This is a genomic window from Clostridium sp. AF34-10BH (genome assembly GCF_003478095.1).
Lineage (GTDB): Bacteria > Bacillota > Clostridia > Lachnospirales > Lachnospiraceae > Acetatifactor > Acetatifactor acetigignens.
This window is the reverse complement of sequence record NZ_QUEC01000040.1, coordinates 1-21,880: the sequence shown is the minus strand read 5'-3', so window position 1 is coordinate 21,880 and position 21,880 is coordinate 1. Positions and strand designations below refer to the sequence as shown.

Annotated in this window: 15 protein-coding genes; 1 reads left to right on the top strand and 14 read right to left on the bottom strand. The window is 49.2% G+C overall.

All coding sequences use genetic code 11. The features are described 5' to 3' along the window. Positions 1-51: 51 nt before the first annotated feature. The 5 genes from DWZ61_RS17965 to DWZ61_RS17945 form a co-directional block, all read right to left on the bottom strand. Entirely contained in the window at positions 52-3,849 is a 3,798-nt protein-coding gene (locus tag DWZ61_RS17965) for a phosphoribosylformylglycinamidine synthase (RefSeq protein ID WP_118539944.1), read from the bottom strand. 260 nt (positions 3,850-4,109) lie between these two features. Continuing rightward, the gene (locus DWZ61_RS17960; RefSeq protein ID WP_022312286.1) at positions 4,110-5,045 is read right to left on the bottom strand and encodes a M14 family metallopeptidase; all 936 of its coding nucleotides are present in this window, start codon (positions 5,043-5,045) and stop codon (positions 4,110-4,112) included. A 7-nt stretch (positions 5,046-5,052) separates the two neighbouring features. Then, positions 5,053-5,982 (bottom strand): M14 family metallopeptidase, encoded by a 930-nt coding sequence (locus DWZ61_RS17955; RefSeq protein WP_118539943.1) that lies wholly within the window; start codon positions 5,980-5,982, stop codon positions 5,053-5,055. A 94-nt stretch (positions 5,983-6,076) separates the two neighbouring features. Next, a complete protein-coding gene (locus tag DWZ61_RS17950; protein WP_022312284.1) occupies positions 6,077-6,661 on the bottom strand; it encodes a TetR/AcrR family transcriptional regulator in 585 nt (194 codons plus the stop codon). 23 nt (positions 6,662-6,684) lie between these two features. Continuing rightward, complete coding sequence (locus tag DWZ61_RS17945; protein WP_118539942.1) at positions 6,685-7,158, bottom strand: hypothetical protein; 474 nt, start codon at positions 7,156-7,158, stop codon at positions 6,685-6,687. A gap of 186 nt (positions 7,159-7,344) precedes the next feature. Between DWZ61_RS17945 and DWZ61_RS17940 the strand changes: the two genes are divergently transcribed. Next, entirely contained in the window at positions 7,345-9,630 is a 2,286-nt protein-coding gene (locus tag DWZ61_RS17940) for a cyclic nucleotide-binding domain-containing protein (protein ID WP_118539941.1), read from the top strand. An 82-nt stretch (positions 9,631-9,712) separates the two neighbouring features. On the opposite strand, the gene DWZ61_RS17935 is transcribed toward DWZ61_RS17940, so the two are convergent. The 9 genes from DWZ61_RS17935 to DWZ61_RS17895 form a co-directional block, all read right to left on the bottom strand. Then, positions 9,713-10,144, bottom strand: a complete 432-nt coding sequence (locus DWZ61_RS17935; RefSeq protein ID WP_118539940.1) for a flavodoxin — start codon at positions 10,142-10,144, stop codon at positions 9,713-9,715. Positions 10,145-10,183: 39 nt separating this feature from the next. Next, positions 10,184-10,786: a DUF3793 family protein gene (locus DWZ61_RS17930; protein WP_118539939.1), complete on the bottom strand. Its 603-nt coding sequence runs from the start codon at positions 10,784-10,786 to the stop codon at positions 10,184-10,186. Positions 10,787-10,939: 153 nt separating this feature from the next. Beyond that, complete coding sequence (locus DWZ61_RS17925) at positions 10,940-12,277, bottom strand: sensor domain-containing diguanylate cyclase (RefSeq protein WP_118539938.1); 1,338 nt, start codon at positions 12,275-12,277, stop codon at positions 10,940-10,942. A 43-nt stretch (positions 12,278-12,320) separates the two neighbouring features. Further along, positions 12,321-13,160 carry a glycerophosphodiester phosphodiesterase family protein gene (locus tag DWZ61_RS17920; RefSeq protein WP_118539937.1) on the bottom strand — a complete coding sequence of 280 codons (840 nt, stop codon included), beginning with the start codon at positions 13,158-13,160 and terminating at the stop codon, positions 12,321-12,323. A 362-nt stretch (positions 13,161-13,522) separates the two neighbouring features. After that, on the bottom strand, positions 13,523-16,210 hold the full coding sequence (locus DWZ61_RS17915; RefSeq protein WP_118539936.1) for a cation-translocating P-type ATPase: 2,688 nt from the start codon (positions 16,208-16,210) through the stop codon (positions 13,523-13,525). Positions 16,211-16,276: 66 nt separating this feature from the next. Further along, complete coding sequence (locus DWZ61_RS17910; RefSeq protein ID WP_118539935.1) at positions 16,277-18,310, bottom strand: methyl-accepting chemotaxis protein; 2,034 nt, start codon at positions 18,308-18,310, stop codon at positions 16,277-16,279. Positions 18,311-18,592: 282 nt separating this feature from the next. After that, positions 18,593-19,159, bottom strand: a complete 567-nt coding sequence (locus DWZ61_RS17905; protein WP_022312275.1) for a CAP domain-containing protein — start codon at positions 19,157-19,159, stop codon at positions 18,593-18,595. Positions 19,160-19,211: 52 nt separating this feature from the next. Beyond that, positions 19,212-21,347, bottom strand: coding sequence for an LPXTG cell wall anchor domain-containing protein (locus DWZ61_RS17900; RefSeq protein ID WP_118539934.1), 2,136 nt, complete (start codon positions 21,345-21,347; stop codon positions 19,212-19,214). Between the two features lie 167 nt (positions 21,348-21,514). After that, a partial coding sequence (locus tag DWZ61_RS17895; RefSeq protein ID WP_147354734.1) for an LPXTG cell wall anchor domain-containing protein occupies positions 21,515-21,880 on the bottom strand: 366 nt, incomplete at its 5' end.

Sequence of the window (21,880 nt, the reverse complement as noted above, 5' to 3'; positions counted from 1 at the left end):
CATGCTCCGGGAGTTCGTGGATTTTGCCAATGTATTTAACTAACTCTCAATTTACTTAAAGTACTGTACCCCGGATTCAAAGATCTTCATATCCTGCTCGCCATAGATGTTCATGGCCACAGCGGTATCTCTTCTCTCGGAGTGCGCCATCTTACCGAGGCATCTGCCATCGGGGGATGTGATACCCTCGATCGCACAGTAGGAACCGTTGACATTGTATTCCTCATCCATGGATACATTACCGTTCTGGTCAGCGTACTGGGTAGCGACCTGTCCGTTAGCAAAGAGCTTGTCGATCCATTCCTTCGGTGCTACGAAACGGCCCTCACCGTGGGATGCGGGATTGCAGTAGGTAGCACCCAGTGTAGCGCCCTGTAACCAGGGAGACTTGTTGGATACGACTTTGGTGTATACCATCTTGGAGATATGACGGTTGATGGTATTGAAGGTCAGGGTAGGTGAATCCTCCTTCTGACCGGTGATTTCGCCGTAAGGAACCAGTCCCAGCTTGATCAGAGCCTGAAATCCGTTACAGATACCCAGTGCCAGTCCGTCTCTCTCATTTAACAACTTCATGACCGCTTCCTTCAGCTTCTCATTCTGGAATGCTGTTGCAAAAAACTTTGCGCTGCCGTCAGGCTCATCACCTGCGGAAAAGCCGCCGGGGAACATGATGATCTGTGCCTGTGCAATGGACTTCTCGAATTCCTCTACGGATTCGCGGATATCCTCTGCGGTCATGTTACGGAACACTCTTGTCTCCACATGGGCTCCGGCACGTTCAAATGCCTTGGTGCTGTCGTATTCACAGTTGGTTCCGGGGAATACCGGAATGAATACGGTAGGCTTTGCGATCTTGTGCTTACATACATAAATACTGTCTGCCTTGTAAACATTGCTTGCCACTGCCTCGGTACCCTTCACTGCCTTGGTGGGGAATACCTTCTCCAGCTTGGAAGTCCAGGAAACAAGTGCCTCTTCCATGGTGATCTTCACATCACCATATACGAATGCAGGCTCCTCGGTCACGGTACCGATCACGGTGTAATCCAGTTCCTTCTCTTCCAGTGCAGCCATCTTGTCTGCGGGGATCTCTGCCAGAATATCGCCCAGTCCGTTGTCAAACAGGTCGTCTGTGGTTACCTCATCGTCGATCTTCACACCCAGCTTGTTACCGAAGGCCATCTTTGCTACAGCTGCTGCCACACCCTTGGAATCCAGAGCATAAGCGGATACGATCGTACCATTTTCGGTCAGTTCGTGGATCTTGCCATATAATTCTGCCACATTCTCATACATCGGAATGTCGAAATCGTCTTTATTAATAGAAAAACGTACCAGCTTATTGCCGGGGGTCTTCAGTTCCGGAGTAATAATATCGCCATATTTTGCCACGTCCACTGCAAAAGATACCAGTGTGGGAGGTACATCAATATCATTGAAAGTACCGGACATACTGTCCTTACCACCGATGGAGGGCAGCCCGAACCCGATCTGTGCATCGTAGGCGCCTAACAGTGCTGCGAAAGGCTGGCTCCAACGCTCAGGATCGCTGGTCATTCTGCGGAAGTACTCCTGGAAGGTAAAGCGGATCTTGCTGAAATCACCGCCGGAAGCCACGATTTTCGCCATGGACTCTGTCACTGCGTAGACAGCTCCGTGGTAAGGACTCCAGGAGGACAGATACGGATCGAAGCCGTAACTCATCATGGTCACGGTATCGGTCTTACCTTCCAGTACAGGCAGTTTGGCTACCATGGTCTGGGTCTCAGTCAGCTGATATTTTCCACCGTAGGGCATCAATACACTGCCGGCACCAATGGAGGAGTCGAACATCTCTACCAGACCCTTCTGGGAACATACATTGAGGTCATTTAACAGTGCCACCCAGGCACCCTTCACATCGCCCTCTTCCAGTTTCTCACCTACAGCGGGAACAGCCCATTTATCAAAATAATTCTCTTCTTCGGAAGGAATATCTACTTTTACTTTGGTCTCCTGATGGGCACCGTTGGTATCCAGGAAAGCTCTCTTCAGATCCACGATGGGCTTGCCTCTCCAGTTCAGTACAAGTCTGGGTTCCTCAGTAACAACTGCTACGGGAACAGCCTCCAGGTTCTCTTCCTTTGCATAGCCCAGAAAAGTATCTACATCCTTAGGATCTACTACCACTGCCATACGCTCCTGAGACTCGGAGATTGCCAGTTCCGTGCCATCCAGTCCGGCATATTTCTTGGGTACCTTGTCCAGATCTACGGTCAGACCGTCTGCCAGCTCACCGATGGCAACGGAGACACCGCCGGCACCAAAGTCGTTACATTTTTTGATCAGACGGCTGACTTCCTCACGACGGAACAGTCTCTGGATCTTACGCTCGGTCGGTGCATTACCCTTCTGTACCTCAGCACCACAGGTCTCGATGGAAGTATCGGTATGTACCTTGGAGGATCCGGTCGCACCGCCGCAGCCGTCACGTCCAGTACGTCCGCCTAACAGGATGATGATATCGCCGGGATCAGAGGTCTCACGGATAACATTCCTGCGGGGAGCTGCGCCCATAACGGCACCAATCTCCATACGCTTTGCCACATAAGAAGGATGATAGATCTCTTTTACAAAGCCGGTAGCCAGACCAATCTGGTTACCATAAGAGGAATAGCCACTGGCTGCGCCTCTTACCAGCTTCTTCTGGGAGAGCTTGCCGTGCAAAGTCTCGGATACAGGAACGGTAGGATCCGCAGCACCGGTGACACGCATTGCCTGATATACATAGCCACGGCCGGACAGGGGGTCACGGATGGCACCGCCCAGACAGGTGGCAGCACCACCGAAAGGCTCGATCTCTGTAGGATGGTTGTGGGTCTCGTTTTTGAAAAATACCAGCCACTCCTCAGTCTCTCTATGGTCACCGTAATCCATCTCCACGGGAACCACTACGGAGCAGGCATTGATCTCATCGGATTCTTCCATGTCATCCAGTTTGCCGTCTTTTTTCAGCTTTCTCATGGCCATCAGTGCCAGATCCATCAGGCAGACGAACTTGTCCTCTCTGCCTTTGAAGATCTCTTCTCTGGTATCCAGATAGCTCTGGTAAGTGGTCTCTAAGGGAGAACGATAATAACCCTCACCGAATTCCACATCGGTCAGCTCGGTGGAAAAAGTGGTGTGACGGCAGTGATCGGACCAATAGGTATCCAGTACACGGATCTCCGTCATAGAAGGATCTCTCTTCTCATCATCATGGAAATATTTCTGGATATGCAGGAAATCTTTGAAGGTCATGGCAAGTCCCAGAGATTCATACAGAGCTTTTAAACTGCTCTCGTCCATATCTCTGAAGCCGTCAAAAACAGCAACATCAGCGGGATCATCATACACCGTGATCAGAGTATCCGGCTTCTCCATGCCGGTCTCTCTGGAATCTACAGGGTTGATACAGTAAGATTTGATCTTGGAAAATTCTTCGTCGGACACCTGTCCTTCGATCATATAAGTCACAGCGGTACGGATCACAGGTTCTTCGTCCTCTTTTAAGAACTTCACACACTGCACTGCGGAATCCGCTCTCTGATCGAACTGTCCGGGAAGGAACTCTACGGAAAATACTTTTGCATCCGCAGGAATCTCGATGGTCTCTTCATACAGATCATCTACGGGAGGCTCGGAAAATACAGTCTTGCAGGCTCTTGCAAACACCTCATCCGAAATATTCTCCACATCATAGCGGATAAACTCACGAACCTTTGCCACATCGATACCCAGATAATTTTTCAGTTCGTCGTGCAGCTCTTTTGCCTTGACGGCATAAGGTTCCTTTTTCTCTACATAGATACGTCTTACGTTGCTCATGTCTCTCCTCCGAAATTTTATACTATGCGACACTATTCAGAACCCCATTCGCAAAACCACATCTTGCGATGCTTACTTTTTGCTCATGTGGTTATCTCACCATATAAATATCATCAGATGCCCTTACAATGCGAGCCTTTGACGTACATATGATTATATTTACATGGTTCTGAATAGTATCATACAACATACTATATTTTCCCACAATAGCAGAAAACAACAAATTTAGATAGATTTTACCTGCCTTTTTGAACGGTTCGTCATTCATGCAGTCTGTGGATCAGCCGGTAAGCGATGTCCTTCTCGCAGATCAGGGCCTCCGTGTGGGCGAAAAATACGATGCCGTCCGTGGGGGCCAGAATCTTCTCCCTCACCGTTCCATCGTAAGGGTCTATAATTTCTGCCATCTCATTTCCATAGCGCACATCGTCTCCCGCATGTACTTTTCCCCGGAAAATTCCCGCCCGGTTCGCAGGTACATCACTCAGATCCTTTTCATATATAACATGACTGATATAGCCGGAATGACTCTCGTACCGGATCAGCCCCATACGTTTCAGGAAACGTAAGACCGCTGCCACCGCCTGTCTTGCACTCACCTCATCGATCTGGGTATTCTGATTCGTGTATACCGAAAAGGCGGCCGTCATCTCATCCTGCCAGTTATAATTCAGTGTCTTGGTATCGATGGGTACCGGCTTGCGCACCACCACATAAGGAAGTCCGAACAGATTCGCCAACGACGTATTCTGATAGCCTGTCTCCATCATACGCACATGGGGCACGAATTCTCCCGGTCTGTAAAAGGACGTAAACTGGATCCCATAAACGTAATCCCGGATCTCCGTAAGCAACGCATTGGTCAGACGGTCCGCCGGCTCCCCGTAATCATTTCCCGGAAAACTCCGATTGATATCCGCTTCCTTGACACCGAAAAAGCGGCGGCTGATATTCACGGAATAGGCATTGATGGTAGGAATCACCAGAATCTGTTTGCCGGCACTGATACAGCCGTTGTTTTCCAGTTCCCGCAGTGTCTTCACCAGTTGGGAACAGATATACATCTGCTGGATCTCATTACCTCTGGCTGCGCCCACGATGCAGGCAGACTTCTCGCCCTTGCCGAACTGAAAGCCCTTGATGCGCATATCTTCTCTGTAGGTCGAATGTATGGTATAAATATCTCTCTCAAACATAATCTTTTCACTCCGTCAGGATCCGCGCCAGCAGATCTCCTTCATAGACCACCGGATAAGCTCTCAGGGTAAACAACAGCCCGCCTTTTGCGGTACGGATCTGCTGCTTCACCGTCCCTTCAAATGGATCCACCACTTTCCCGATCAGATCTCCTTTTTTCACATAGTGGTTGTGCTCGATCAGTGGCAGGAACACACCGTCTGACTTGCTGCGGATAAACTCCACCTCACCGTCACTGGATATCGCAGGCTCCTGCACCTTTGGCTCCGGGCCTGTCCAGATCCCCATTTCACTCATGATGTGGAAAATACCGTCCACGATCTGATTACCGAAGGATCTGTGGATGTCATGCCCCTGTCCCATCTCCAGCACCAGTGTGGGAACTCCCAGCAGATTCATGGAATGGGCCAGCGTCGATTCATGCACCGTGGCAGTGGCATTCATCCAGATCATGTCGGCATTGGTCATTTTCGCATAGGGAAGCAGTGCCTCCGCAAAATCTTCACTGAGTCGTACCTGTGGGATCTCACGCACAAAAATATCACTGGCGTGCAGATCGATACAAATATCGGATCCGATCAGGGAATCCACCACAGTTGCCGTGATCCGCTCCATCATATCCCCCGATGCGTCTCCCGGAAACATACGGTTCATATCCATATCCAGTCTCGGCACCGTCCGGCTGGCCATGTCGATTCCCAGCGGATTCAATGCCGGATAGATATCTACGATTCCTTTCAAATACTCCGGATGCTCTTTTACTCTTCGCGCCGTCTCATAACAGATGTACTGTCCCTCCAGTTCATCCCCGTGGATGCCGGACACCAGACTGATTCTGGATAAATTCCGTTCTTCTCCCTCCGGACGGATCCGGTTCCTGCGGATTGCCAGATGTCCTCCCGCCGGAAGTTCCATGCTGATGATCGTTTCTGTCATACTTACCTTTTCCCTCTCTTTATCTCTTTGCAGCTTTTCTACACAGAAAATGCTTCAGGAAACTTTCCCTGAAGCATCATCACCCGTTGTCATATTAATCTTCTACACCCAATCCGCGCAACAGATACAGGATCTCACGATCCACCGCTTCCGCCGTCACGCCGATGGTCTGGGCCGAAATCTTCAGTCCTTCCAGCACAAACATAATATTTCTCGCAGTTCCCTCACAGTCCTCGCAGATAAACTCTCCGTTATCCACACCTGCCTCGATCAGTTTTTCAATGATCTTCACTGCGGAATCAAACTGCTTTTTTAAAATATTGTCTCTCTTGGGCAGTTCGTTTTCAAAATAGAATTCATAGGTAGCCTGCGTCAGTGTATTCTTCTTGCGCAGAAGCTCTTTCTTCTGCTCCTTTAAAAACAGAAGCAGGATATCCGCTGCGGTAGCATCCTCCGTAATACTGTCGGAAAATACGTCATCCGCCTCCTCACTCTCCATGCGCAACACTTCCATGAAGATCTGACTGGTATTCTCAAAATATAAATAGAGTCCGCCACGGCTGATGTCGCAGGCCTCTACAATATCCTTCATCGTTACTTTTTTGAAGCCCTTCTCCACAAATACTTCTCTGGCTTTCTCTACGATATATCGCTTTTTCTGTACTGATTTTTCTCCCATGGATCTATCCTGCCTTTCCCCACTCAAAGCTTTCCGTTCGCCGGTGTCTTATCCCAGAATTCAATGATCTCCTGCATCTGTTTCAGTACCAGATAAAAGATCCGCTCCGATACCGCCTCGCTCCACAGATTTCCCTTTGTTCTGCCGCCTAAGACATATTTTGACAGGATTCCTCTGAGGATATCCCATTCCTTCCATCCTGCTTTCTGAATAATATCCCGCTCCTCCTGATGAGTGCGGATCCGGTGTCTTGTGTATACATAGGCATAGTTGCGATCCATCAGGGGACTTTTCGTCGCTTCCCTGACGAAATTCAGGAGAGTCCCGTCATATACCGGAAAAGACACGGAATTCACTCCGATATCCTGTCCGCTGTAGATAGAGCTGGCTCTCTTGCCGGCGCTCTGCTCCAGCCAGGGCAGGTAGGGAAGTAACGGCCTCACTGCCTGCTTATATGATTCCAGCAACTGCTCTCTGTATTCACTGCTCTGTTCCATAACCCCAATATACCTTTCCATGTACCGTTTTCTACCGAAAACATCGCTTTTTTCGTCTGTCAATGTAAAAGTGACACATATGTAGTTTTATTTTATCACATTTCTATCAAAAGTACAGTAGAAAATTGTTGGTATTATGGTGTATAATGTGTATTAAATATTTGTATGATAAGACGAGGTATTGGAATGGCTGGAATCGTATTGGAGAAGGGGAAAACTATATATAGCTATGGGCAGCCCATGACTGCATTGCATCTGATTACCAACGGTAAAGTAGATGTATCATATCCCGGCGGCTCTTATACTCTGGGAAAGGGAGACGTGATCAGTATCTGTGAGATCTGCTCCGAAATCCATCTGCTGGGCTATACCACGTTGGAGGATACAACGATCCTGACGTATCCCCTGACCAGTCTGGATTCCCTGAATGATATTCTACAGAAGCACCCGGACGTAGCACGTCTGTTCTGTCTGTCCTGTTTCCGTCAGATCAATATTCTGCTGAACCGCAGTTCCATTTCGGAATTGAACTGCAGTGAGCTGTATCGTACTCTGACAGATGATATTGCCACCTACAATACACTGTGTAGCCGTTACCGTCTGCAAGCGAGATCCCTGGAACATTTCGATGAGCTGAATGCTTTTCTTGGGGATGATTCACCGGACATCTGGCTGAACGGCTATTACATGGGCTTAAGCAGGATCCTGGCTTCGGACAATTACCGGATCCTGGTACAGGAGTCGGATCTGTCCATTGGTATGCTGCGTAAGGGAAGTCTGGACTTCCGCCGTACTTACCAGAGCCTGGAGGAACAGTTCCACTATCTGCAGCAGGTCGGTTCCTTCTATTTCCGGGAATCCGGCAACGATCTTTTTGATTTTTATACTTCTTTGTTCTATAAACTGGGACAGGATAATGAAGACAGCAAGGCGGTCTACGACCGCATTCATCGTATGCTTTCTAAGGCCGGCGATCTGTCCTTCATCGATCAGGAACTGTTTGCCTCCAGATCCCAGACCTTCCAGAGCAGCCTGAATCTCATGGAATCCAAGGATTCCGCTGAGGCAGGTTCTTCCGGAGATTCCGAGATCCTTGGCAAGCTTGCCGGATCGCTGAACACTATTCTGGATTACGCCGGTTCGGATCTGGATACCGTGACCAGCTTCCGTCAGCATGTCCACGCTTACAAGCTGCTGTCCGACCGGGCTTCCCAGGATCAGGATGTCGCTCTTTTACGCAGACAGCTGACCGAAGAATTTTATCTGCTCTACTCCCTCCTGTTCACCCAGACGCTGGAACAGCCGAACATTCCCATGCCGGTCAAAATGTTTCTGTATTTCGGTTATGTGGATGAGGAGCTGGCCGGTCTGAAAAATGCAGTCACCCTGTACCGCATGGCAGAAGCCATGTCGGATCACAGCGATATCGGTGTCTATACCTTTTATGACTGGCTGATGGCCATCTTCCGCGGGAAGAAATCTCCCAGCCGGAACGAATTTGACCAGGATTATTCCGATTATATTCACAAACAAAAGGTCGGTGGCAATATTACGGATGCAGAGCTCAAGGCATTGGAGAACAATCCCATGGCCAAGGTCAATTACGAGCTCCGGAATATGTTCCCTCAGGTCAACAAGATCACCTTCGGACGGATCACTACTTTCTGTCCGCTGTTCTGCGCAGATGATGTGCTGAAGGATCTGGAAAGCTCCTATGTCACCGTTTCCCGTGTCTCCCAGATTCTCGAGGAGATCCGCCGGGTAGATTACACGGCATTCTATAGAGAAAGTCTGGATATGGAGCACATAGATGTCATGGGTAAGGAGACAATTCATCTGGAATATCTGCCGGACATCATCCTGATGCCCAACGTCGGTATCCGCGGTGTCATGTGGCAGGAAATTGAGGGCAAGCGCCGTAACAGCCCCGGTCGTATGGTCTTCTCCATTTTCCATCTGGAGGATCTGAAGACGACCTTCACCCACCTGACCGGTGAATTCCGTTGGGAGCTGTGCAAGAGAGTCCAGGGTAACCGCTGGAACGATGTCTCCATCAGTTCCCTGACCAGTGAATATTTCGATTATATCCAGTTCTACCGCAAGAACCATGATCTGAGTACAGAGGCCAAGGAAAAGGTAAAATCCAGCCTGCAGCGTGCCAAGAACAGTTTCAAGGAAATGTTCGTAAGGGATTATATGATCTGGGTGCTCTTCGAAGGTGCCGGATCCCCGAGACTGAACAAAGTAGCCCGTCAGATCATGTTCACCTACTGCCCGTTCCCGGAGGATATTTGCAATACGCTGGCTCAGAACCCGTTGTATGCCGATCTTCTGGATCGCCGTAAGATCAAGATAGCCCAAGGCTTACATCATCTGGATGTTCTGACCCGAAAGCTGCAAAACGGTAATATTCCGGTTCCCGAGACCGTGGCACAGGAACGCTATTATTTAAGTGGCAGCAAAAAAGCATAGCACATACATATAGCAAAAAGATTCACTCTCCACCCGGGGAATGAATCTTTTTGTTATGTTGTCTTATTTGCTTTCAGATACCTTATGCGTTTGCCAGCTGTTTGCCAAGTTCTCTGCACTCTGACAGGCCATCCTCGTCCGGTGTCTCATGGCAGATCAGGCCCTCACCGTTCAACACAGTAGCTCCTGCTGCTTCCATACGGGTGCTCCAGTCTCTCATCCACTCACCGTCTCCCCAGCCATAGGAGCCGAACAGTGCGATCTTTTTGCCGGAAGCAAAGCCTTCCACATCACATACAAAAGGCTCCATCTCGGATTCCTCCAGGACTTCCGCTCCCATCGCGGGACAGCCCAGTGCAAACTTGGGAGCAGCCTTTAGTTCGTCAAGGTTGGCACCGGTCACAAATACTACCTCCGCTTCTTTCCCGGCTTCCCGGATACCCTCTCCGATGGCCTCTGCCATAGCCTGGGTGTTACCACCCTGTGTCCAGAATACTACATAAATCTTATCCATTTATTTTTCCTTCCCTTCCGCACCTTTCCGTGCCTGTTTCTATGCTGCGGTACATCCGCAGATATCTATGATTTCTGTCATCTTTAATCCATAATGCAACAGCTGGATCAAATTTTCCCTGGCATATTCATATTTTTCAAAAAGTCTCTGTTTTCCTTCTTTATCCGCATATACTTTCCAATAACCGGTGCAGAGGCTGTTCTTCCCCTGATGTCTGATAAATCCTTCCACATCCTCCGGGGGATATCCTAACAGCAATCCCAGTTCGTGGGGGAACGGCTTCCCTCTCTCTGTATAGGTTTCATAACGATCGCAAAATACCGGCAAAATATCCTCCAGTCGATCGGATTCGTACCCTGCCTCCCGCAGCAGTTTCTTTACCTGCGGCATTTTCAGATACTTTTCCAGCCGGTCTTCCCGATACAACAGTATTACCATTTTCTCCTCTGTCTCCAACAAGGGATACAGGGAAAGCACACTGCCTTCAACGATCCTTCCCACCTGTGTAAAGCCTTCCGGGGAAATCGTCAGCAGATTGGAAATCTTAAGTCCCGTGATCAGCGGTGCACACTGCAAAGCCAACTGTAGTTCCACATCGTCTGCTTCCATTTCACACAGGATCTCCCACGTTTCCTGACTCAATCAGCGCTTCACCTCCTGCCATCCAAAAGTCATTGAGTTAGTTGTAGCTAACCTATATAAATAATATAGAAAAAAGCAGTTCCCGTCAAGGGAACTGCCTGATAGAAATTCTCAACATATAAACTTTCAAAATAGCTTTGGGGATTTCCATTCTCAGATCTTTCTGCGGTCCAGCCCTGTACTGCGATAGTATTCTGCCTTGTCCTGATACATCCGTCTCTCGGACTCCGTCAGTAAATGATCCTTTCCCACGGCTTCCAGAGTGTTCACCGCTGCTCCTACTGCCATGGAGACATCATGAGCTGCCAGCTCTGTTTTTAATTCCTCCACCTTTTGATAGAATTCCTTTTCAGAAATTCCAGTGCACAGAACCACCAGTTCATCTCCGCCGATACGGAACATTCCATTTCCCTCAAATACACGTTTCAGGCAGTCACAGCACCTGCAGATCAGGCGGTCTCCGGTGGAATGGCCTTCACTGTCATTGATCCGTTTTAATCCTGTAATATCACAGTATACCACACCGATGGGCTCGGTATGATCCACCTGCTCAATGTACCTCTTCATAGCATAACGGTTCCCCAATGTCGTCAGCGGATCCGAATAGCTCATCACTTCCAGCTCCCGTACCAGATTTCTCTGCTTCAGGGACGATACGATAAAGTGTCCCATGATCTGCAGCATCTCCGACACAAATTCAAAATATCTGGTCGAAGGATTGTCTACTCCGTAGAAGCCGATTACTTTCCCATCATCATAAAGCGGAACCACCACCAGGGAATGAATATTCTGTCTTACCAGAACTTCATACATCTTCGGATCCACATCTTTCATTTCTTCCAGATTCTCTGTGACAATACTCTGATTCTCATCAAACTTCCGATACCATTCCGCGAAGATCTCCGGCGGTAGATCCTGAAGGGTATCCTTTTCCGGTAAGACTCCCTTGGCTACCCATTCGTATGTATTGTGGTCATGATCGTGGTCATCCTTTTCAAAAATATAGGCCCGTCCCGCTTCCAGATTCTTTCCGACAAATTCCAGCAGCACCTGCAGTGTCTGATCCATGCTCTCCTGCCGCTGTGCCACACGGATGGCCTCATTCAACGCAGCCTCCATATTACGGTAATCTTCGGATTTGTGCCCTCTCTCATTCAGATTGCCGCAATCTATGGCGATTTCCATACGGTATTTTCTCCCGTCTTCTTCTACCAGTGTGTCCTTGATATGAAGTTCTCTTCGCAGCAGCGGATTGTAATATTCCCATTCCTTAAAAAAACCCGGCTTTAACTGTTCATTATTACACATTCCACAGGGCAGAGAATTTCCCTGCAATATCTCATAACACTTTAACCCGATGATCTCTTCAAGACTTTGAAATCCATAGCTCTTCAGAGTCTTCTTGTTCATATATATCAATTCATGAGTCTCTGCATCTGCCACATATACATATTCACCCAGATTCTCGAAAAATTCCCATATTTTACTCATATACACCAACCTGTTTCCGTATTCTTCCCCTCATTATAACTAATCAGTATACACTTGCAAACGCTTTACGGCAAGCCTGTTCTCTCAAAAATGTCTGTAATAATCTCACATCATCCGTGATCACACCGTCCGCCCCACAGTTTACGATCCGAAGCATGGCACCGGAAGTATTGGCTGTCCACCCGTATACCGACTTTCCGCAGTAATGAATGGCATCTACCATATCCACTGTAAGATTTCTCCCCTCGATGCTATAGCTGTCGGCATAGTCCAGCTCATAATCCTCTTCTTCCAGATCATGGGCAATAAAAACTGTTGAAATCCCCGGTTCCAGCTCCTTCATTTTCTGCAGGATTCCCTTGTTCATGGAGCCTATAATACACTCATCCACCATATCATAATCCTGCAGCAGAGTCAGCACGCTTTCCTCCAGTGCATCCTCCTGTCCGGTATATTTCAGTTCGATCATCAGAGTGATCCTGCCTCTGGCACAGGCAAGCATTTCTTCCAGTGTCGGGATCTGTTCTCCCCGGTATGCTGCCGAAAAACCGCTGTCCACTTCCAGGGTTTTGAGAGCATCTGCCTCCGCATCCCATACGCAGATATCCTCTCCTGTGGTCCGTTTAAAATTACTGTCATGCATAACGATCAGGGTTCCGTCCGACAACTGCTGCACATCAATCTCTGCAATAGGCGCTCCATCCCGGATGGCCTGTTCCAGGGCCGCCACCGTGTTCTCCGGAGCTACTTTTGCCCCCGCCCGATGCGCTACCACGATCACAGGAGCGTCTTTACCTGCGGCCTGTACCTGCGGCAATACACCATATGTCAGAAAATAGAGGCAGAGAAGCATAACAATCGCTGTTTTTCTGATAATTTTCATCACATTGCCCTCCCATGAAAGTTATTTGTCAATTTTATTGTAACTATTGACTATAAACTCCATACAAGGAAAATGTTAACTTTTTGTAAATATTCAGAGCCACGTAAATATAACCGGAGGAACGTCGAATGCTTGCATTCGTAAGATCCTCTGGCTATATTTATGTGGCGAAGTAACCACATGAGCAAAAGGAAAGCATCGGAGATGCGATTTTGCGAATGGGGTTCTGAATATTACGACTATTCAGAGCCATGTAGCTTCAGGCAGGGTATTCGGCAGATGCTTGCATACGCAAGAATATCTGCCTGAAGTTATAGGGCGAATTATCGTTCTGAATCGTCGGTAAGCCCGGATAAGCGTACTCACTTCCGTAACATCACTACCAGTTCATGAGCCAGCAGTGGAAATGCTGCCAGTACATTCAATAGCAGCCATTCCTGTCCGGACAGATGGGAGGTTCCGAACGCTCCGATGAGAAACGGTACTTCTGTTACCGCAAACTGCAGCGCAAATCCAATAACACAGGCCAACACCATCAGCGGATTATCCCAGGGTCTCATGGCAAATACGGACTTCTGCATATCCCGCATTCCTACTGCATGATACAGCTGGCACATTCCCAGTACTGTAAAAGCATAGGTCTGGGATCGGGCAAGTATTTTTTCCCGGGACAGTAATTCACGAAGTCCCTCCACCCAGTCAGACAGATTCCAGGACAGTTCTCCCCTGCCTGCCATGATCCCACAGGGCAATACCAGAAATGCCGCCAGACCGATACCGGTGATCAGCGCTCCATAGAGTAAGGTACAGGCCATTCCGCCCCGGGCGAACAGACTCTCCGCTGCTTTTCTTGGAGGACAGCGCATCAGGCTTTTTCCGTCATTTTTATCCACTCCCAGTGCCAACGCCGGAAGGGAATCCGTGATCAGATTGATCCACAGTATATGACTGGATTTTAGAGGGGAAGCCAGCCCCAGAGCCACTGCTACGAACATGGTCATCAGTTCCCCGAGATTGGAGGACAGTAAAAATATCACCGACTTGCGGATGTTTTCATAGACGCCTCTGCCTTCCTCGATTGCCTTTTCAATCGTTGCAAAATTATCATCCGTCAATATCATGTCCGCCGCCTGTTTAGCCACATCCACGCCGGTTCCCATGGCTACACCGATATCTGCTGCTTTCAGAGAAGGAGCATCGTTCACACCATCCCCTGTCATGGCCACAATCTCCCCATTCTGCTGCAGCCCCTTCACGATCCGTACCTTCTGGGCCGGAGTCACTCTGGCATAAACCCTGATATTCCTGATCCTCCTGGCAAAAGAAGCATCATCCAGATGATTCAGTTCTTCCCCTGTAATACACTGACTGCGATGCCCTGCAATCCCCAGCTGTCTGGCAATGGCATAGGCGGTATCCACATGATCCCCGGTGATCATTACTGTAGATACACCTGCACGGCGGAAAATCTCCACCGCTTCCTCCGCCTCCGGTCTGGCAGGATCACGCATCCCCACAATTCCCAGGAATGTCATACCTTCTTCCCCACACCCGGGAGTGTTTCCGCTCTGTGCTGCCGCCAGTGTCCGAAGCGCCAGGGAATTCATGAGTTCTACAACCTCACTGATCCTTTTTCTCTGTCCGGCTGTCATTGGCACACTTCTTCCGTCCTGTAAAATATGGGTGCAGTGCTGTACGATCACATCCGGTGCCCCCTTCGTATAGGCAATGCTTCCCTTATGCCCTCCGTTTTTCGGGATTCTGTGATAGGTCGTCATCATCTTCCGGTCCGAATCGAAAGGCTTTTCATCATAGCGGGGGTACTGCTTCTCCAGACGTTCTCTATGCATCCCCATCTTCTCTCCGAAGTCTAAGAGCGCCAGTTCCGTTGGATCTCCGATCCGTTGCTCTCCCTGCAGGGAAGCATCGTTGCACAACAGCATTCCCCGGAGCATCTCCTGTACGCATCGGGATTCTCCCCTGCCATTGCTGCCGGCAGCATCCTCCAGCACATCATACCACCAGCATTTTTCCACCGTGAGCCGGTTCTGGGTCAGTGTGCCGGTCTTATCCGAGCAGACCACGCTGACCGCTCCCAGAGTCTCAACGGAAGGCAGTCTGCGGATGATCGTATGTACTTTGACCATTCTGGTCACTGACAATGCCAGACAGATCGTCACCACTGCCGGCAGACCTTCCGGCACCGCAGCCACCGCCAGGGAAATCGCCACCAGCAGCATTTCCGGAATATTTCTGTGTTGAAATACCGCCAGCAGAAACAATGCCGCACATACTCCCAGCGATAAAATACTCAGAAGCTTTCCCATATCCCCCAGACGTTTCTGTAACGGTGTCATTTCCTCTTCCGCATCTGTGATCATGGAGGCGATCCTGCCGATCTCCGTGGCCATGCCCGTAGCTGTCACGATTCCTTCTCCGTGGCCATGGGTCACCACAGTAGACATATATACCATATTGACCCGTTCAGCCAATGGAATCTCGTGTCTGCAGTCTGCCAGAAACAGCGCATCTTTTTCCACAGGTACCGATTCTCCGGTCAGGGCGGATTCCTCTACCTGCAGATTGGAGCTTCTGGTCAGCCGTATATCCGCAGGTACCTGTGCCCCTGCCTCCAGGTCTACCAGATCCCCTGTCACCAGCTCCGCCGCCGGAATCTCTCTGCGTATTCCATCCCGGATCACTATAGTCTGTGGACTGGTCAGCTTTTTCAACGCTTCCAGTGCCTTTCGGGCTTTTCCCTCCTGCAGCATGCCCACCAGGGCATTGACCACTACCACAGTGCCGATGATCACGGCATCACTGAGCTCCCCCAGAAAGACGGATACCACAGCTGCGATCAATAATATGTAGATCAGCGGGTCCTTTAACTGCTCCAGAAAAAGCTGTATTTTCGTCTTTTTTCTGGCAGCTTTCATTTCATTTCTGCCATTTTGCTGTAAACGACGAAAGGCCTCACCATCGGTAAGGCCCTTCACTGCGTCACTTTTCAGTTCATTTACGGTTTCCTGTATATTCTGTTTTTCGAACACGGCTGCCTCCAATGCTTGTTTCTATTAAGCATTGTATGTCATATCTTCAGAATTCATTACACCGAATCATCGTACATTTTGATCTCTTAACTGGAATGCTGCGGTCAGCTCGTTCATGTTGGTGGCCTGCGCAGACAATTCCTCACTGGTGGCAGAAGTTTCTTCTGCGGTCGCAGAGTTGTTCTGCACCACTGTGGATATCTGTTCAATGCCCTGTTCGATCTGCATCATGGCATCTGCCTGTGCCTTGGATTCTTCCATGGCTTTCTTGGACTCGTTGGCCAGATCCTCAATGCCTTCCACGACCTTCTGCAATGCTTCGGCTGTCTTGTCCGTGATCTGGTTGCCATGCTCAATCTCCTGCAGGGAAGTCTCAATCAATTCTCTGGTATGTACCGCAGACTGTGCACTGTCATCTGCCAGCTTACGGATCTGATCCGCAACCACTGCAAAGCCTCTTCCGGCCTCTCCTGCTCTGGCTGCCTCAATGGCTGCATTCAGGGACAACAGATTCGTCTGGGATGCGATATCCTCAATCTCACCGATAATATCGCTGATCTGCCTGGAAGTATCGTTGATACGCTGCATGGCATCTGTCAGACCCTTCATTTCCTCTCCGCTGTCCTTCGCCTGCTGCTGGTAATCCATAGCCTTCTGGTAAGAACCTCCCAGTGCCTTGGCATTCTTCTCCACGATCTCGGTTACATTCGTGATGGTAGCCTGCAGTTCCTCTACGGAACCGGCCTGGTCGGTAGCACCTTCCGCAAGTCCCTGGGCAGCATCTGCCATCTGGTTTGCCCCCAGAGATACCTGTCCCACTGCCGTCTTGATCTCATTAAGTGTCTCACTGAGCTTATGGTTCAGCTTACGGATAGATTCCAACAGTCCCTGAAAGTCTCCCACATAGGCTTCTGCGCAACCTGTAGTCAGTGCAAAATTGCCCTGTGACATCTCTCCCAACAGATAATCCGCATCGCCAATCACTTTCTGCAGGTTACCGGATAATGCGGCGGTAGCCTCTGCCAGGATCTGTGTCTCATCCTGTGTCCGGATCACTGGTGCCGGAGTATGCAGATCGCCCTCAGCCAACAGACGTAATCTCTCGGTACACTTTGCCACCGGTTCACCGATCGCCTGACCGATCTTTTTTGCCCTGCGCACACTGAAACATAAAGCTGCAGCACCTATTGCTACACCAATGACAATACATACAACGGTAGAACCAAGGAAATCTGTCAGTGGTGCATTTACTGCCACGCTCCATCCATTGGTTCCTTCTATTGGTGCATAAGCCTGTATTGTGAGGGTTCCGCCTTTCATATAAGTGCCATATCCGGTTGCTCCGGTCATCATCTTCTGCTCTACCTTTGCAATTCCCCGCAAAGATCTGTCCGTCTGAGACAGTTCAATGTTGCTCTTCTGCTCCTGGGCAATCGCAGAATCACAGTGAGCAATGGTGATACCTGTTTCTCCCAACAGATAGCACTCGGAATTCTTACTGACAGAGACTGCCGCAGCAATATCATTTAAGAACTCCGGATCCGGCACAACGAATACCACGCCGACAATATCACCATTCTTATCTCCGTCTGCATATACGGGTGCGGAAATGATAACGCTGAGCTTACCGTCTGTCTTTGCAATCACGGGATCCGATACCACGACCTCTCCCTGCATGGATCTCTTAAAATAATCACGGTCACTATAATCGGTTCCGTCATAAGCACAGATACCGTTGGAGCCGATCAGCTTGCCTCTGACCATTCCATAAGCTTCCACACGCTGGTTGATATACTGTTGCTTCTGCTCCTGGGTAAATACCGGAGAAGACAGCTGATAGCTGCATCCGAGTTCGGATACGATCGTTGTTGTCACCCGTAGTTCCTCTTTGATACGGTCTGCAGAGATCTCTGCCACCACCAGCATATCGCCTTCCAGTGTTCTCATGGTACTGGACAGATTCAGGATCACGGTAAGGATGACCAACGGAATAATCGAGAACACTACCAACCTGCTGATTGCCTTCTGCAGACGTTCCCGGATCGTCGTCATGCCGGGTGTCTGCCCCTTTGTGCCCTTCTGTGATGCTTTTGTACTCATATGTCCTCATTTCTGCGCTGCATTTTTATTATATGCTTTATTTTCCTGTACTCTGTGAAGTGACCACTTGTCCGGCAGCGCCCGGATATTCCATTCATCTCCCTCATTTGGAACAGTGATCTTCTGCAGAGATACTCAATTTTATATGTCGATTTTATTTTACCATGATTCAGGAAAATTTTCTATCTTTTGAAGCCCAAAAAGAGAGTTAATATTCCGTTAAGAATATCAACTCTCTCCTGTCATTTATCTCTCTATCCCCTCATGATAAGAAATACCCTGTTAATAGCCGAACTCCTGGGCAAAATACAACTTGCCATTGGTCTCATAGACCGCAATGCTGCAGGTGGTAAAATCGCCTGCCAGGATATTCGCTGCGTGTGTAGGAGAAGCCATCCAGGCATCTACTACACTCTGTGCGGAATCATAGCCCTTCGCCAGATTCTCGCCCCACATCAGTTCACTGTTCACTGTGTACCAGTCCTTACCGTTGGGTCTGGTATGGGAAAACTTGGAAGCTGCTTCCTGTGCTCTTACCATAGCGCAGGACTCCAGACCGTTGCTCCAGTTCAGTGCTGCCAGGCCGTTCTCTGCTCTCTTCGCGTTTACAATATCCAACGCATCGATAGCCATGGCACGAAGTTCATCTGCACGGGCCAGCTCAGCTTCACTCATACCGGCTTTTCTCACAGAACCCGCCAGTGCCACTGCCTCTTCATCGAACCAGACAGTTCCGTCATCCGTGGCAGGATCACGGCTTACAGAGGATAATTCTGTACTCTTGCCGCAGCCTGCAAGGCTCAGCACCATGATGACTGTCAGAACAAGACTCATCCATCTTTTTTTCATTTGTTCTACCTCTTCTTTCCTTGATTGTTTATAGTAAATATATGTTTATTCGTTATGATTGCTTCTTCTTAATAATAAGCCATGCTCCCAGCCCTGTCAAGGAAAGGGCAAAGCCCCGATTCCATGTATTGGAATCATCGCCGGTCCTGGGTCTTCTGGAAGCTCCCAGGACTGCTCTGTCCGCCAATGGTGTAGGATCATCGGTAATGCTTACAACCCGCTGACGTCTTACACCAAGCACCTGAGGTGTTACCGGGGTTGCCGGCTCAGACGGTGTACCGGGAGTATCCGGGGTATCGGAATCATCCGAATCGTCCGGAGTATCCGGGGGTGCGGTCGGAGTAGTGGTCGGCGTCGTGGGTGTGGTATCCGGTGTGCCTGTCGGCGTAGGCTCCGGAGTAGCACTGGGAGTCGGTTCCGGGCTGGTAGTCACGGGCGGAGTAACCTCCGGCTCTCTGGACAATTCAAACTGCATTCCGAAGCCGTATCTGGTCATCTGATAGCCGTTGTTGGCCAACACACCGTTAAGGTTAGTGGTGATCTTCACTTCTCCGTCCTTTAACAGGTCGGATACCAGAGTATCTGCATAGGAACCTTCCTGTCCGTTTTTCAGCATCCGGTCATACAGACCTTCACCGTCAAAAGTATATACATTATGATATGTCGTGTAATATAAAGCATCTGCTACTGCAGAACAGCTCTCCGCTACTGTGGTATCGGCGGTTCCGTTGGTCAGGATTGCCAGTTCCTCTGCCGTAAGTTCTGAAAAGCCGTAGACCTTATTTCCTTCTTCTCTGGAAGTATTGTTGAACCAGTCTAAGTAATACTGTGCCAGGCAGCTCTGCGTAACCTCTTCCGGCTTCATTTCTTCGCTGCCATATCCTTTTTTCAAAAGAGCCTCTCCGACAATCGCATCCGTAACCTTACCTGCGGTGATTCCGAGATCCCGTAACGGAGCATTTAAAATACGGCGGGGCAATGTACAGAACGCTCCCACTTCACCGATCTCATAACCTTCAAAACCACTGGACAGAACCGTTACTTTCTCTCCTGCCTTAGGCGCTGCCGGGATCGTACCGATCGTGGCCTTTGCAGGATCATACTGATACTCCTTATTGCTCTCATTTACCAGCTTTATGTTGTAGTACAGGGTATCTCCGGGCTCTGCCGCATTTCCTCCTGCCACGGTACCGTTCAGATAACCGATGGCATCGGACAGATTGATTCTTACCTTGTCCGGGGCATTGCTGTGGATCGTAATGGTGATCGTTGCATCATAGGTCACCCTGCCGGTGCCGCTTTCCCAATGCTGTTCCAGTTCCGGAGTTGTAGTAATGGTAATACCTTCGGAAATATAATGGAACACTGCGCCGTTCTCATTCTGTTCAAAAGTTACCGTTCCCGTGGGATATTCATAATAATCTACTGCGGATACCCCGGGAATCCTGTAATCGTATCCGTCATAATTGATCCAGGTCTCTGTGGGTGTGGTCACATACCATACCGTGGCAATGGTGACTCCGCTGAAGGACCGACCGGTGGTGAGCAACTGATTCATAAAACTTTCCGTTACATTTTCACCATACAAGACGCCGTTGTTGTCATTCACATACTGTTTTACATCCTCAAGGGTTTTTCCGCAGTTTTCTTTATAATAGGAAGTGCCTTCGCTGTCTTCACCGTAATAAACATAGTGTAACAAATCTGCGGGCTTACAGTCAGAATATTTGTTTACATCTAATGCTACGAATCCAACGCACTGCCAGCTTGCTCCGTTACTTCCGGTTAACTTTCCTTCGGCATCTACCCCTGTATTATCCACAGAAAGATATTTAAAGGTTTCAGCATCATCCAAAGTCATCTTATGACCTGCAAACAATGAAAAATCTCCGTTTGCCGGCTTGTAATTATTGGGCCATACGTTGGGGCTGGCTACCTGTCCTCCCACATATTTTGCCATGGTGCCTCCAGCAAGAATCACCGTTTTGATGTTGGGATAGGTTTTCTCTTTTACAGCAACAACGCTGTCGTTTCCGCTTGCACTTGCCATTTCAACAACATCGTTCTGCTCATTCTGCGTTGCTTCTTCCGCCTGTACCGTAAATCCGGTGTTGGAGATGCTGCCGATCATCAGTGCCGCTACCAGAGTTTTTGCCAGTTTGGTCTGTATTACGTTTTTTAACTTCATTTCTGTTTCCCCTCAAAACCAGTATTTCTGTTTTTATTACTTCTTTTTACTCTCCTAATAAGTAAGACTGCGCCAAATGGAAAAAAGGACCAGAATTTGAAAAATTTTTCAAGATTCTGATCCTTTTATACTTTTACAGCTAAGATCGGCTGTCGTTCCGTTCCTGTTTAATGTTCTTTTCGCTTAAGAACAAGCCATGCTCCCAGACTCGTCAGGGAAAAGGCAAAGCCCAGATTCCAGGCATCGGAGTCATCGCTGGTCTGCGGTCGTCTGGATGCTCCGAGGACTGCTCTGTCCGCCAAGGGAACTGTCTCATCCTCGATGGTCACCATTCTGCGGCGTCTTGCACCAAGTACCTGCGGGGTGTCCGGGATTCCACCGGCCGGTGTGCCGGGATCTGCCGGTGTACCGGGATCATCTGGTGTATCGTCCGGAGTATCGGGTTCATCCGGGGTGTCAGGTGTTGCGGTTGGTGTTGGTGTAGGTTCTTCGGTTACCACCGGTACCGTCGGTGTCGGCGTAGGCTCCTCGGT

Coding starts and splice junctions, on each gene's coding strand:
- DWZ61_RS17960 (WP_022312286.1), bottom strand. CDS start 5,045: ATGTTTGAGAGAGATATTTATACCATACATTCGACCTACAGAGAAGAT.
- DWZ61_RS17945 (WP_118539942.1), bottom strand. CDS start 7,158: ATGGAACAGAGCAGTGAATACAGAGAGCAGTTGCTGGAATCATATAAG.
- DWZ61_RS17935 (WP_118539940.1), bottom strand. CDS start 10,144: ATGGATAAGATTTATGTAGTATTCTGGACACAGGGTGGTAACACCCAG.
- DWZ61_RS17905 (WP_022312275.1), bottom strand. CDS start 19,159: ATGAAAAAAAGATGGATGAGTCTTGTTCTGACAGTCATCATGGTGCTG.
- DWZ61_RS17900 (WP_118539934.1), bottom strand. CDS start 21,347: ATGAAGTTAAAAAACGTAATACAGACCAAACTGGCAAAAACTCTGGTA.
- DWZ61_RS17950 (WP_022312284.1), bottom strand. CDS start 6,661: ATGGGAGAAAAATCAGTACAGAAAAAGCGATATATCGTAGAGAAAGCC.
- DWZ61_RS17955 (WP_118539943.1), bottom strand. CDS start 5,982: ATGACAGAAACGATCATCAGCATGGAACTTCCGGCGGGAGGACATCTG.
- DWZ61_RS17920 (WP_118539937.1), bottom strand. CDS start 13,160: ATGAAAATTATCAGAAAAACAGCGATTGTTATGCTTCTCTGCCTCTAT.
- DWZ61_RS17940 (WP_118539941.1), top strand. CDS start 7,345: ATGGCTGGAATCGTATTGGAGAAGGGGAAAACTATATATAGCTATGGG.
- DWZ61_RS17965 (WP_118539944.1), bottom strand. CDS start 3,849: ATGAGCAACGTAAGACGTATCTATGTAGAGAAAAAGGAACCTTATGCC.
- DWZ61_RS17925 (WP_118539938.1), bottom strand. CDS start 12,277: ATGAGTAAAATATGGGAATTTTTCGAGAATCTGGGTGAATATGTATAT.
- DWZ61_RS17910 (WP_118539935.1), bottom strand. CDS start 18,310: ATGAGTACAAAAGCATCACAGAAGGGCACAAAGGGGCAGACACCCGGC.